13 protein-coding genes are annotated in these 13,418 nt (G+C 67.8%); 5 read left to right on the top strand and 8 right to left on the bottom strand.

The features are described 5' to 3' along the window. Positions 1-75: 75 nt before the first annotated feature. Positions 76-402 (bottom strand): plasmid stabilization protein, encoded by a 327-nt coding sequence (locus tag OID54_RS28700; protein WP_329024142.1) that lies wholly within the window; start codon positions 400-402, stop codon positions 76-78. Positions 403-740: 338 nt separating this feature from the next. Between OID54_RS28700 and OID54_RS28695 the strand changes: the two genes are divergently transcribed. After that, positions 741-914, top strand: a complete 174-nt coding sequence (locus OID54_RS28695) for a CsbD family protein (RefSeq protein WP_329024141.1) — start codon at positions 741-743, stop codon at positions 912-914. A gap of 66 nt (positions 915-980) precedes the next feature. Here the strand turns inward: OID54_RS28695 and OID54_RS28690 are convergent, their stop codons facing one another. Further along, positions 981-2,483 (bottom strand): MFS transporter, encoded by a 1,503-nt coding sequence (locus tag OID54_RS28690; protein ID WP_329024139.1) that lies wholly within the window; start codon positions 2,481-2,483, stop codon positions 981-983. A 193-nt stretch (positions 2,484-2,676) separates the two neighbouring features. Between OID54_RS28690 and OID54_RS28685 the strand changes: the two genes are divergently transcribed. Beyond that, on the top strand, positions 2,677-3,717 hold the full coding sequence (locus OID54_RS28685; protein ID WP_329024137.1) for a cation diffusion facilitator family transporter: 1,041 nt from the start codon (positions 2,677-2,679) through the stop codon (positions 3,715-3,717). Positions 3,718-3,807: 90 nt separating this feature from the next. Here OID54_RS28685 and OID54_RS28680 read toward each other — a convergent pair whose 3' ends face one another. The 6 genes from OID54_RS28680 to OID54_RS28655 all read right to left on the bottom strand — a co-directional run bounded on the left by OID54_RS28680 (position 3,808) and on the right by OID54_RS28655 (position 10,733). Continuing rightward, positions 3,808-5,847 carry a M4 family metallopeptidase gene (locus OID54_RS28680; protein WP_329024135.1) on the bottom strand — a complete coding sequence of 680 codons (2,040 nt, stop codon included), beginning with the start codon at positions 5,845-5,847 and terminating at the stop codon, positions 3,808-3,810. Between the two features lie 421 nt (positions 5,848-6,268). Then, positions 6,269-7,693 (bottom strand): oxygenase MpaB family protein, encoded by a 1,425-nt coding sequence (locus tag OID54_RS28675; RefSeq protein WP_329027843.1) that lies wholly within the window; start codon positions 7,691-7,693, stop codon positions 6,269-6,271. A gap of 71 nt (positions 7,694-7,764) precedes the next feature. After that, positions 7,765-8,478, bottom strand: coding sequence for a polyprenyl diphosphate synthase (uppS, locus tag OID54_RS28670; RefSeq protein WP_329024133.1), 714 nt, complete (start codon positions 8,476-8,478; stop codon positions 7,765-7,767). Positions 8,479-9,028: 550 nt separating this feature from the next. Beyond that, complete coding sequence (locus OID54_RS28665) at positions 9,029-9,580, bottom strand: DUF6328 family protein (RefSeq protein ID WP_329024132.1); 552 nt, start codon at positions 9,578-9,580, stop codon at positions 9,029-9,031. A gap of 284 nt (positions 9,581-9,864) precedes the next feature. Next, positions 9,865-10,212 (bottom strand): PRC-barrel domain-containing protein, encoded by a 348-nt coding sequence (locus OID54_RS28660; protein WP_329024130.1) that lies wholly within the window; start codon positions 10,210-10,212, stop codon positions 9,865-9,867. A 350-nt stretch (positions 10,213-10,562) separates the two neighbouring features. Further along, complete coding sequence (locus tag OID54_RS28655; protein ID WP_329024129.1) at positions 10,563-10,733, bottom strand: hydrophobic protein; 171 nt, start codon at positions 10,731-10,733, stop codon at positions 10,563-10,565. Positions 10,734-10,968: 235 nt separating this feature from the next. Here OID54_RS28655 and OID54_RS28650 point away from each other — a divergent pair, with 235 nt between their 5' ends. The 3 genes from OID54_RS28650 to OID54_RS28640 all read left to right on the top strand — a co-directional run bounded on the left by OID54_RS28650 (position 10,969) and on the right by OID54_RS28640 (position 13,396). Continuing rightward, positions 10,969-12,168 carry a phospholipase D-like domain-containing protein gene (locus OID54_RS28650; RefSeq protein ID WP_329024128.1) on the top strand — a complete coding sequence of 400 codons (1,200 nt, stop codon included), beginning with the start codon at positions 10,969-10,971 and terminating at the stop codon, positions 12,166-12,168. A gap of 289 nt (positions 12,169-12,457) precedes the next feature. Further along, on the top strand, positions 12,458-12,865 hold the full coding sequence (locus tag OID54_RS28645) for a DUF2267 domain-containing protein (protein ID WP_329024126.1): 408 nt from the start codon (positions 12,458-12,460) through the stop codon (positions 12,863-12,865). Positions 12,866-13,153: 288 nt separating this feature from the next. Further along, positions 13,154-13,396, top strand: coding sequence for a hypothetical protein (locus OID54_RS28640; RefSeq protein WP_329024125.1), 243 nt, complete (start codon positions 13,154-13,156; stop codon positions 13,394-13,396). Positions 13,397-13,418: the final 22 nt, after the last annotated feature.

Here is a 13,418-nt window from a genome sequence, read left to right as displayed (position 1 = left end):
GCGCATCAAGGGTGGTGAAGCGAGGATGGGGACTCCCGGAGTCGGCCCCATCCGCGGAACCGGTGGTGGAGGCTGCTACCGGTCCAGGGCTCGCTTGAGTTGCTGTTTGTTCATCGTGGAACGCCCTTCGATGTTGCGCTTCTTCGCCTCTTCGTAGAGCTGGTCCTTCGTGGGCCCTTCGGCCCCGGAGTGCGACCGCTGGCCGCCCCGCTCCGAGGCGGACTTGGGGTCGCGCAGGGAAGCTCTGCTCGCGGTGCGGGACTCGCCGGCCCGGGCGCGCTCCTTGTTCACGGTGCGGGCGGCGATCTCCTTCGCGCGCTTCGGAGACTCCCCGCGCTCTTCGGCCGACTCCTTGACGTGTTCGTACTGGCGTTCCCTCTTGGGGCTCGATCCTCGCGGCATGGCGCGTTCTCCTCGTCGTGGCGTATCCCGCCCGCGGCCTGGTAGGAACCCCTCCAGCCGGGGGCTCCCTTCGTACGGGTAACCCGCCTACCGGCCGTCCAATCCCGGCAGGGCCGACCGGGCGTCGGCCGACCAAGGCGGGCCATGCGAAGGGATGGAGTACGGGGTTATCCGGCCGGTAGGGCAGAGATCACCATCCCAGCGCTGCGAAAAATGATCGCGAGCGCAGCCGTACCGAGCTGATCTGCGGGCAGGAGCCCAGCAAGACAGTCTCCGCTATTCAACGTGTAATGGTGGATAGCTAGAAAACCAACCCATACCAAGACGGAAGGAATGTCATGGCCAAGGACGAGAAGGCACGTGCGAAGGCGCAGCAGGTCAAGGGCAAGGTCGAGAAGGAAGCCGGCCGCGCGGTGGGCAACGATCGCTTGGCGGCCAAGGGTCGGGCCAAGGAATCCGAAGGCCACGCCCGCGCGGCCAAGGAGAAGGCCAAGGACACCTTCAAGCCGTAGCCGTATGTCGGGCCCGCCCTTGACGGCCCTGACGTTCGCGGACCGCGCCGGCGGGAACGAGAGTTGTCAGATCGCCGGCGCGGTCGGCCCCCGTCCGGACCCGTTCCCGGCGTCGGACGGTTGCGCGGAGAGGGGGGTGGCGATGTCCTCCAGTGAGCGGCCCTCTGCGGCGACGGCGAAGAAGAAGGCGACCAGCCCGGCGGCGACCATGAGTGCGGCCCCGATGCAGAAGGCGAGGGCGGCCTCGGAGACGGCTCCGCTCTCGGTGAGGCCGGCGAAGACGAGTGGGCCGGAGATGCCGCCTGCTGCGGTGCCGATGGCGTAGAAGAAGGCGATGGACATCGCCCGGGTTTCCATGGGGAAGATCTCGCTGACGGTCAGGTAGGCGGAGCTTGCTCCGGCCGATGCGAAGAAGAGGACGACGCACCAGCACAGGGTCATCGTCGTTGCGGTGAGCACTCCGGCGCCGAAGAGTGCGGCGGTGGCGAACAGGAGCAGTCCGGACAGGATGTAGGTACCGGCGATCATGGGCCGCCGTCCCCAGGTGTCGAAGAGACGCCCGAGCAGGAGCGGGCCGAGGAAGTTGCCCGCGGCGATGACGGCGAAGTAGTAGCCGGTCGAGCCGGTGGGGACGTCGAAGAACGTGACCAGGATCGAGCCGAAGCCGAAGGTGATGGCGTTGTACAGGAACGCCTGCCCCACGAAGAGTGCGAAGCCGAGGGTGGCGCGTCGCGGGTAGACGCGGAAGACCGTCCGGGCGATCTCCCCGAAACCGATCGTGCCACGCTGATGGACGGTCATCTCCCCCGCAGGGTCGGGCAGGGGTCGTCCGATGTCCTGTTCGACCTCGTGTTCCACTTCGTCGACGAGCCGCTCGGCGTCCTTCGCCCGGCCGTGGATCAGCATCCAGCGCGGGCTTTCCGGCACATGCCGTCGGACCAGCAGGATCACCAGTCCGAGTACGACGCCCAGGGCGAAGGTGAGCCGCCAGCCGACGTCCTTGGGGAACAGATCGGTGTTGAGCGCGACGACCGACAGCAGTGCGCCGCCCATGGCTCCGAGCCAGTAGCTGCCGTTGATGATCAGATCGACCCGGCCCCGGTACTTGCTGGGGATCAACTCATCAATGGCGGAGTTGATCGCCGCGTACTCCCCACCGATACCGAAGCCGGTCAGGAACCGGAAGAGGAAGAACCACCAGGCGGTGAAGGAGACCGCGGTCAGTGCGGTGGCCGCGAGGTAGACCGACAGGGTGATGAGGAACAGCTTCTTGCGGCCGTAGCGGTCGGTGAGTCGGCCGAAGAACAGGGCCCCGGAGCAGGCGCCGGCCACATACAGCGCCGCGGCGACCCCGGTGATCTGAGCATCGGAGATGTCGAGCCCGCTGCCGTCCTCCGAGATCCGCCCGGCGATGGCACCCACCACGGTGACTTCCAGACCGTCGAGGATCCACACGGTCCCGAGGCCGATGACGATCATCCAGTGCCAACGCGACCAGGGCAGACGATCGAGCCGGGCAGGCACCTTCGTGGTGATGGTGGGCGCCTGCCCCGGTCCGTTCCCGCTCATGTGCTGGCGCCTTCCGCCCGTGTCGAGGACCCGGCCGGATGATCGAGCCCTGAGGCGCCCACCCGTACCACGCGGCGACCGGGCATAAACCGTGCCCGTCCGCGATGAAGGGGCAGTGCATCGGAACCGGTTCGGCCCGCCGATAGCGGGTATCCGCTGGCGGACCGGGACGAGGGGGTGGACGGTGGCGGACATGGAGAGGCAGCGCAGCCGTGGCGGGGCTCAGGACGCGGGGACTCGTTTGACGGTCCTGGTCGCCCTCGGCGCCAATGTGGTGATCGCGGGGGCGAAGACGGCTGCCGGGCTCATGGCCGGTTCGCCCGCGCTCCTGTCCGAGGCGGCGCACTCGCTCGCGGACAGTCTCAATGAGGTCTTCCTGCTCATCGCCGTACGGCGCAGCAAGCGTCCTCCGGATGAACACCACCCGTTCGGCTACGGCAAGGAACGCTACTTCTGGGCCCTGCTCGCCGCGGTGGGCATCTTTGTGATGGGCGGCTGCTTCTCCGTCTACCAGGGCATCCAGGCGCTGCGTACGGACCCTCAGGAGTCGATGCGCGGATACATCACCGGGCTGGTGGTCCTCGCGGTCGCCCTGCTCGCCGAAGGCATCTCTCTGGTTCGCGCCCTCCACCAGGCCCGACGGGAGGGCACGGCGGACCCGGCACTACGAACGGTGATCGCGGAGGACACCACCGCCGTGGTCGGGGTCCTGCTCGCGGCGTCCGGGATCGCGCTGCATCTGGCGACCGGCGATGTGGTGTGGGAGGCCGGCGCCTCGCTGGGGATCGGCCTGCTCCTGGTGTACGTGGCCTTCCGATTGGCCCGGGAGGCCAGGGACCGGCTGATCGGGGAGGCGATCGACCCTCGGCTCACCGCCCGGATGAGAGCCCTCCTCGATGCGCAGCCGGAGATCGACACCGTGGCCGGACTGCTGACCATGCGGCTCGGGCTGGACTCGGTGCTCGTGGCCGCACGGGTCGATCTGATGCCGGGGATCGACAGCGAGGACGTCGAACTCGTCTGTGTGCGCATCAAGCGGGAGATCACCGCCGAATGGCCGCAGGCCGACCAGGTGTTCATCGACATCACCGAGGCGCCCGGCAGCGGCGAGGAATCACACGCTGTCGGCACCAGCAGCCCGGCCGACGGGGGGCGCCGCGGCGGCGATGGCACGGACACGACGGGTCCCCCGGCAGGGGACAACTCGGCGAGGGACACACGAGACCGCCCCTAGGGCGATGCGACGGGGAGCGCCAGCGGGCCCGGGAGGTCTTCACCCCTCCCGGGCCCGGGCCTTGGCGTTCCTGATCAGCCGTGTCTCCGCCTAGAACGTCAAGCGGAAGCTGTTGATGTGGCCGCTGTCCTGCGGTGCTTTGTCCTGCACCCGTAGCTTCCACACCCCGTTCGCCGTCTCCGTCGAGGCGTCGACCGTGTAGGTCTTCTTGAGGTTGGGCGCTGTGTCATAGGGGCTCGACGCCTTCAGCGGATACACGGTCCCGTCGGGGGCGAGCAGATCCACCGCGAGGTCGCCGCGGAAGGTGTGGGTGATGTCCACACCGACGGGCAGTGCGGCCGGGGCGTTGCCCGGGATGCCGGTGACGGTGACCGAGGAGGTGACCGCGGGCCCGAGGTCATTGATCGGGATGTTGGTCGTGTTCTCGAAGACGGTGCCCGGTGGGTTGGGCTCGCCGCCGCCGGGGCGGTCGCCGACATTGACACCGGCCCAGGCGTTGGTCACGGCCGTGACCTCCGGGCTGGCGGCCCCGTACAGCTCGGTGGTGACCGCGAGGGTGCCGGCCCGTGCTCCCGCGTAGTCGGTCGTCGAGTTGAACTTCGTCGTCAGCGCCTTGTACCAGATCTGCGCGGCCTTGTCCCGACCGATGCCGGTGACGGGCAGGCCGTCGGAGGTCGGCGAGTAGTAGCTGACGCCGTTGATGGTCTTCGCGCCGCTGCCCTCGGACAGTAGGTAGAACCAGTGGTTCGCCGGGCCCGAGGAGTAGTGGACGTCCTGGCTGCTGATGCCCGGGTACCAGTAGTCCTTGGACGGTCCGTCCTTGCTCGGCTCGTCCATGTAGCGCAGCGGTGTGCCGTTGCCGCGGATGTCGATCTTCTCGCCGACCAGGTAGTCACCGACGTCCTGGGGGTTGTTGGCGTGGAACTCCACGGCCGCCGCGAAGATGTCGGAGGTCGCCTCGTTGAGGCCGCCGGACTCACCGCTGTAGATGAGGTTCGCGGTCGCCGATGTGATGCCGTGCGTCATCTCATGGGCGGCGACGTCGAGCGCGGTGAGGGGTTCGGCGTTGCCGTAGCCGTCGCCGTACGTCATGCAGAAGCAGGAGTCGTCCCAGAAGGCGTTGGAGTAGTTGTTGCCGAAGTGGACCCGGGAGGAGGCGCCGACGCCGTCACCGCGGATGCCGTTGCGCCCATGGATGTTCTTGAAGTAGTCCCAGGTCGCTCCGGCACCGTAGGCGGCGTCCGCGGCGGCGGTCTCCTTGTTGGTGGGCAGGCCGTTGCCCCAGACGTCGTCCGGTCCGGTGAACAGGGTGGCGGTGCCGGGAGTGCCCTTGTTGAGGTCGTACGTCTTGTGGCCGCCGCGCCCGGCGTCGGTGAGGTCGTACGATCCGCCGGACTGCGTACTGCCGAGCGTCACCTGCCCGCTGTACTGCGTATGGCCGGTGCCGTTGTGCACCGCCTGCCACTCGTACAGTTTCGCGCCGCTGTCCGCATCGGTGACGACGTGCAGTTCATTGGGGGTGCCGTCGTGCTGGAGGCCGCCGACGACCGTCTCGTACGCGAGGACCGGTTTGGTGCCCTGCGCCAGCCAGACCACCTTGCGGGGTGCGCGTTCCGTGCTGGTCTTGGCGGAGCCCTCGGCCCTCGCGCGTCCCAGCGCCTGCTTCTCCGCGACGGCCGGGCCGACGCCCGCGTTGGTGTCGACGTTCTTGAGGGCGGTCCTCGATGCCTTGCTCACCGACTCGGTCGCACCGGTCTTGGTTTCGGCGACGACGAGATCGCCGCCGAGCACCGGCAGTCCGGCGAAGGTGCGCTCGTAGCGGGTGTGGGTGGTGCCGTCACGGTCCTGGGTGACGTCCCGGACGACGAGCTTCTCCTGTGCGGTGAGGCCGAGTTCCTTGGCGGTCGCCGCGGTGGTGGCATTTTGGGTGCGTATCAACTCGGCCCGTTTGGCGGGGCTCAGCTTCAGGGGCAGCGCCCCTGGGTCGGGCGTGCCGGTGCGGGGGGCACCGGGTGCGGCGGCGGTGGGGTGGGCCGCCACCGGACCTGCCTGGAATCCGACGGCCAACAGGGCCGCGGTCGCCATGAGCGCGCCGGTCACGGTGGTGCGCCGACGATGCGTGGATCTCACGCGAACTCCTTCTGCCAAGAGGTACGGGACGCCCTGGTGAAGGCGCGCCCGCAGGGGCACAGCGATGCACAACAACGGTGGGACGAACGGTGGAAGAGTGACAGGAGTGATAGATATCTGTCAGGGTCGCGTCAAACATTTGGCCGGAAGTCTCCACTGCCCAGGCAGCCGCTCGGTGCAGCGCTTCACGCCACTCGGCGCGACGGTCGGTGACACCGCCGACCCACCCGCCGACCCACCCGCCGAGCCGCCCGAACCGGGCCGTCCGGGGTACAGACGGCCGGGCGGCGACTCCCCGACATGGAAAAGTGGGCTCTCGGTGGCACCGTGCCACGAAGAGCCCACTGGGGCGGGGCGCGCTGCCCCTGATGACGCCGCCGATCGCCGGCCACCTCGGTCAAGGCAGCCGGCTACACCCGCTTCACGCCTGCGCGAGCAACGGGTCGTACGCCTTGGAGCGTTGGCGACCCGACATGAAGGACAGGAACTCCTTCACGAACGCACTGCGCGAGTACGTCCCACCGGTCTCGGACATATCGCGGTGGAACCCGGTGCGGAACAACGCCCGGTACTCGTCCGCGTCGATGGACTGGTTCCCGTCGGCGTCGGTGGCGTCGAAGAGGACATCGGCGAGCTTGATCAGCGCCGGCCCGGCGAGATGGGGCACGGCCGCGGCGTACTCCTGAGCGCTGATGCGACCGTCACCGTCGGTGTCGAGGGCCTGTTGGAGTTCCTTCCACCAGTCCGCGTAGGCGTTGTACAGCGCGGTCTCCGCGGGTTCGTCCAGGTCGAGGCGGCCGGAGAGTTCACGCGCCATGGCCGCGAGGTCCGGCCAGTCCAGTGAGCCGTCGCCGGTCTGGTCCAGCACGGTGCGGAAGAACTCCTCGGCACTGCGCTGGGACCCGCTGACGTCACCGGGCTCGGGCTCGTCGGGAAGCGGGGTGATCAATCTGAGCAGGGCCCCGGCACGCTTGATCCCGTCGCGTACCGCCGTGATCGTCTTGGCACGAGGATCATCGCTGTCGGGGGACAGGGACAGCAGGCTGGCGACCCCCTCGGCGTGGATCCAGCCGTCGGGCAGGAAGCGCGCCAGGCCGACGGCCAGATAGGCGCTCTGGGTCAGCGTCTGAGCGCCGGGGATCTCCGGGAGTCCCGCACGACGGCGGAACGACTCCGGCAGGGAGGCCACGGTGATCGTGCCGATGACCGGCCCGGCGAGCGCCCGGCCCGCCGCCCAGATGGTGGGAATGCCCTCCAGCAGAGCCGGTGCGGGAAGGTGGTCGAACAGCTTGTAGAGGATGATCTGGAGCGCTTCGGTGTTCTCCAACTCCTCCTCGACCATGCGGTCGTAGTACCGCCAGAACTCGTTCAGCGTGGGCGGCAGATAGCCGGCCTGGTCCCCCAGCGCCGCGAGGTACGCCCGGAACTCGCGGTACAGGCGCTCCATCGTGATCTGTTCGAGGGGCTGGCCGCTGAGCCGGCACATGGTGACGGCGCTCTCGAAGAGCGTCGCCACCACCCAGGCGCGCACCTCGGGGTCCATCGCGTCGTACGGCTGATTGCGGGCGTCGGTGCCGTTCAGTCGGGCGTGCAGCCGGTTCAACCGTGCGGCCTCGCGCTGCCGCACCTCCTCATCGGCGCCGAACATGCGCCGCATGCTCAGGAAGGTGTTCTGGAGCCGCCGCCACGGATGGGTGGTGAAGGTGGAGTTGTCGATCAGGGCCGCACCGATCTGCGGATGGGCGGCCTCCAGCACGGTCGCCCGGACCATCGCCAGCGCCCAGCGCGGATCGTTGAAGAACTGGTCGAACTGCGAGCCGGGGCCGAACAGCGGGCTGTCATCCACGGCCTGGTGCGTCGGCCCCCCGTCGCTGGCGGCCGTCGATTCGCCGCTGCCGGGCTGAGGGGTGGTGGTGGTCACGGTCGGTGGGCTCCATTCACGGCAGAAGTGACACCGCCGAATCGGCGGTCGCGCTGTTGGTAGGTGTGCACGCACTCCACGAAGTGCGCCGCACGGAAGTCAGGCCAGAGGACGGGCGGGAAGACCCACTCGGCATAGGCGACCTGCCACAACATGAAGTTGGAGATGCGCTGCTCTCCCGAGGTCCGGATGACGAGATCCACATCGGGTGTGTCGGGAAAGGGAAGATGGGCGGCGAAGCTCTGCTCGGTGACCGCATCGGCCGGTACGCCACCGCGAATAAGGGACCGGGCCGCCTCGACGATGTCGCCGCGCCCGCCGTGGTCGAACGCCACGGTCAACGTCATACCGCGATTGGCCTCGGTCAAGGTCATCAGGTCCTCGAAGTCCCGGGCCAGGGGCGCCGGGACCTTCGAGTCGGACACCCCGAGGAACCGACAGCGAATTCCGCGCGCATGCAGCAGCGGTGCATGCTTGCGCACCACACGGCGCACCAGATGCATAAGGAAGTCGATCTCACTGCTCGGGCGGCGCCAGTTCTCCGTGGAGAAGGCGTACAGGCTCAGCCACTCCACCCCGGCCGAGCGGGCGGCCTCGATGACGTCGATCACCGTGGTCTCCGCCGCGCGGTGCCCCGAAGTGCGCGGCAGGGACCGCTGCGCCGCCCATCGACCGTTGCCGTCCATCACGCACGCGACGTGACGCGGCACGCCCCTGCGCCGGCTCCCGCTCTCCGAAGGCCGCTTCTGGGTCTGAGTCGGTAACCGGGTTGAACCACCGACGTCCCCGTCGACCTGCACGTGCGCCCCTCCCGTCGTTGCGGCAAGAGCAGCTCACCGCAGGCGATCCCGCTGACTCGGCAGGGCGGGCCGCGGCTCGAAAGGTTCACTACGGGTCGGCACATGCCGTACCGAGGCACACCGGCGGCGCTCGGCGACGAAGAATCGCCGAGCCGTCGGTCAACGTGAAGCCCCCGACGAACCAACCCTCAGTACGGACAACTGCGCGACCGTCCCTCTCCCCTGAGGACCACCCCGGTCAACATGCAGGAGGATGCCGGGCCACCCCGTCGGATGCACGGGACTTGACGCCCATTCACTCGTACGGGGCACCGGACGTACGGGCGGCGTGCGCGGCGGCGTGGCCATGAGGGCGTACGTCTCGCTCCGAAGGGCTGCATCGCGAGCGGCAACAGGAATCGTTCGCGGACCCCGTCAGCGCTGTCAGACCCGTCGGACCCCGTCAGCCCCGCCAGAACCGTTAGAGGGTGGGGGTGCGGTTCGCCTGTTGGCGCAGGCGGAAGGGGAGGACGTACCAGCAGAGGGCGAACCAGAGCATCACCACACCGCTGATCGTGGTGGCGAGGGGGCCCGGTAGCACCACATGCAGGATGAGGAGCAGGGTGCAGCCGATGGTGCAGGCGAGCAGGACCATGCCGAGGACCATCAGTCGCCCTGCCGTGCGGACGACTTCGTCCTTCATGCGCTGGCCCGAGAGGAAGCGGTGGATCGATACGGGGGCTATGAGGGAGGCGGTGGCCAAGGCCCCGAGTGCCACGGTCGCGACGTAGAGTGCGCGGCCGGGCGTGTCCAGTTCACGGAAGGTCGGGGTGAACGCCAGGCTCAGCAGGAACCCGAACAGGATCTGAACACCGGTCTGGGCTACCCGGGTCTCCTGGAGGATCTCGTTCCAGCGTCGGTTCTCGCGCTCGCGCGGCGACTCCTCGACGTCATCCGATGTGTCGTTCCGACCGCCCGGGCACCGGCACACGTGCTCGACACCGGGTCTTTCGCTTCCATCCGTCACGCTCATCGGCGCACCCTCCCTTTTCTGGCCGAGCGTCTACCCCTCTTGCACGGGAACACGCCGTGCAACCTTGCTCCGACGCTCTCCCCCACGAGGGCCGCACGACCCGAGCCGCCCCACGGCGGCCGTCATGCCCGTACGAGAATCACAACCCGGCAACGGACTGGATGGGCCGGGCCCGGCGGGGGCAGACGGACGAGGCGGGTGCGGCGCCTGGGGAGGTCAGCCGCACCCGTCGCTCCTCGTGCCCGTGACCGGTGAGGGGTCATGCACCGGTATGGGCAGGCGACCTAGGCGCGGGGCGTCCCGTAGTAGGTGCCGACCTGGTGGTGGTAGCCGGTGTCTCCGACGTGCTTGTCCTTATCGAACTCAGGCGAGCCCTTGATCTCGTCCTTGGTGCGGTCGACGTAGACCTTCTGCTCGGCAGGGTCGATGCGGGAGATGGTGCCGGCCGGCAGCAGTACGTGCTTGCCGAAGATCCACATGCCGGTGTCCACGACGAGGAAGGCTGCGCCGACCTCCTCCGAGTACTTGTCGACCTTGCCGATCTGGCCGTCGGTCGCTTCCACCTTGAAGCCGGTCAGGTCCGAGCCGGTCTGATGGCCGGACGCTGCGTGGTATCCCCATATGTTCGTCATGTTGAATCCTTTCGATCAAAGTGACTGCACGGATCAGACAGTGAACTCATCGACCCGGCAGGTGATTCATAGAAGCGGCTTCCCGAATCGATCCGGAACATTCCCGAAAAGATGGAACACAGGGATAAAAACGGGATCAGCCTCCTGGTCGCGGTATCACCGATAGTGCCGCTGGTTGGTTTTCTCGCCCTTGCCCATGGACTAAGGCAGCACGTTTTCGATGGCGAATGTCACCCCGATATTTCGACTGCCGGGGCACTGCTCAGGGCACAACCAGCTGCCTCACACACGCAGGTGGGCCGGGACAGAAGAAGATCTCTGTCCCGGCCCACCCAATGCGGGAAGACGTGCTACCAGCGGTACCAGCGACCGCGACGGCCACCGCCGCCACCCGGCCGGACGACGAAGCCCAACACCCATACGACGAGCAGGATGACAGCGAGCCACCACAATGCTTCCAGAGCGAATCCAGCGCCGAAAAGCAGAAGGACGAGAAGAAGAACGAGAACCAAGGGAACCATGATTATTAACCTCCGGAAAATCAGGTGCCCCGACGAGAAACATTCACTCCTGAAAATCTGCTGTTTTGATCTGACCGAGCCTGGGCAAGAGAGGTGGCCGTGACGTGACACACCCCCCACATTTCCGGATCCGACGATGCCGTAGGGTGCCTCGCTCTTACGAATGCGCGGTACAGTCAGCACACCGTGCCTGCCGATCCTCGGGGCGGCATTTCCCGAATGGCCAGGTGACGACATGACACGACTGCCGTACGAAACCGCCCCATCGTCTTCCCTGCTGGACGAGCGGAAGCAGCGCATGAGACGCAGGCTGGAGCGTCTGATCGGCATCGCCGCCACGGAAGGGAACGCCCTGCTGCCACTGCGCAACGGGGACGAGATCTTCCCCGCGATGCTGGAGAGCATCCGCAACGCGGAACACACGGTGGACATGATGACCTTCGTGTACTGGCGCGGTGACATCGCGCGCCAGTTCGCCGAAGCGCTGGCCGACCGGGCTCGCAACGGAGTGCGGGTGCGTCTGCTGCTGGATGGTTTCGGCAGCCGTCTCATCGAGAAGGACCTGCTCGACCTGATGGATCGGGCCGGTGCGCAGGTGGCCTGGTTCCGCAAGCCCCTGTACCTCTCCCCGCTGAAGCAGAATCACCGTTGCCACCGCAAGGTGCTGGTCGTGGACGAGTCGGTGGCGTACACCGGCGGGGTGGGCATCGCCGAGGAGTGGTGCGGTGACGCCGGCAGCGAGAACGAGTGGCGTGACACCCACGTCCGGGTGAGCGGTCCCGCCGTGGACGGTATCGCCGCGGCGTTCGCACAGAACTGGGCCGAGTGCCATGACTCCCTCTTCGACTCCCACGACCGCTTCACCACCCACTCTCCGCAGGGGGACGCCGTGGTGCAGGTCGTGCGCGGCTCGGCCAGTTTCGGCTGGCAGGACATGCAGACCTTGATCCGTGTCACGCTCGAATCCGCCCAGGAACGCTTCCGACTGGCCACCGCCTACTTCGCCCCGGACGCCTACTTCATCGATCTGATCTGCGCTGCGGCCAGACGCGGGGTCGAGGTGGAGATCCTGCTCCCCGGCCCTCACACCGACAAACGGGTCTGCCAACTCGCGGGCCAGCACCACTACGAGGAGCTCCTCGAATGCGGTGTGAAGATCTTCCAGTACCAGCCGACGATGATGCACGCCAAGGTGATCACGGTGGATCGGATCACCTCGCTGATCGGCTCCACCAACTTCAACCGCCGCTCCCTCGACCATGACGAAGAGGTCATGCTCGCGGTCCTGGACGCGTCGTTCACCGCCACCCTGGACGGTCACTTCGACGAGGACCTCCAGCTCAGTGAGCGGATCGAGAAGGGACGCTGGAAACGGCGATCCAATGGTCAGCGGCTGCGGGAGGCCGCTGTCGCCCCCATCCGAAGGTTCCTCTGACCGGGGTACGGCGTGGGGTCGATCCGCGTCTGACCGCCACCCTTCTGAGGACACTGAGAACCCTGAGGGCACTGAGCCCACTGAGAGCGCTGGGACCGGTTCACCACGAGCCGCGGCAGCGACGCATGAGCGCCCCGGGAACGGGAACCCTTGTGCCCGACGGGTCGCGCTCCAACCCTCAGCGGATGGCGGCCCGTTGTGGGACGCCGACGATCCGCGCGGTTCGCATGCCGAACCGCTTCCGTGCCGTCCGGTGTATCCGGACAGCTTTGAGAAAGGACACCCCATCTTGCCGTGGCAACTCCTCCTTGAGCAGGTCAGGTACGCCGGCCGATACGCCACCCCAGAGGAGGGTGAACGGGCCCTGCGCGCAGTACTCACCGTCCTGGGCGGACAACTCAGTGACAAAGAGAGTGCGGAGCTCGCTCGGCTCCTCCCCCGCGAGGCGGGACAACTGCTCGTCGCTCAACCGTCGCTCGTCGAGCCGCTGAGCGCGCCCGCGTTCGTCGCTGCTGTCGCCTTCCGGCTCGCACCCACCACCTCACCCCAGGCCCGCTGGGCCGCCAGCACCGTCCTCGCCCTCGTCGCCCAGCACGCCGGCCGTCCCCTCACCCGCCGCCTCCTCGCCAAACTTCCGCCCGGGCACGCCGTGCTCTTCGGGCAGAGCGGATTCACACCCACTGCTGCCGCGGCCTGAGCCCGCAGGCCCGGCACAGGGCCGGGTCAGGTGCGGGCGTAGTGCGGTGGGTGAGCGGGCGTCGTCCCCTGGCGGCGGTGCTTCCACGGCTTGTGCGGCGGCGGGTGGATCAGGGTGAGCAAGATTACCTGGCCTTCCCAACTATCCATTGGTGCAGACCACTTGTCGAGCCTCGTTCGATGCGGATAGTTTTCACCCGGCCGCCCCAGCCGGGAGCAACCGTGCCGTCGGCGGAGCATGTCGCGACCCCCGTCCCTGGACCACCGCACCGCACCTTCAGGAGTTGTGATGACCTTGAAACGAAGTGCTGCCGGCGTGCTCGCCGGGTTCCTCACCATCGGCGCCGTCCTGTTCGCGGGCGCCGGCTCCGCATCGGCGTCGATCGGCTATCGCGCGATCAGCGACCACTCGACATACGCCGAATGCAAGCGCGCAGGCGCCGCCGTGGCGCATCTGTACGGACCGCTCTCCGACTGCAGGCCCCACCAGTTCGTCGCCAACGTGTACACCCTCTGGGTCCGCGTGCTCTGATCTTCCACGGCGTGTCGCCGCC

The sequence above is a fragment of the Streptomyces sp. NBC_00690 genome (assembly GCF_036226685.1).
Lineage (GTDB): Bacteria > Actinomycetota > Actinomycetes > Streptomycetales > Streptomycetaceae > Streptomyces.
This window is presented reverse-complemented; position numbering and strand designations above follow the sequence as displayed.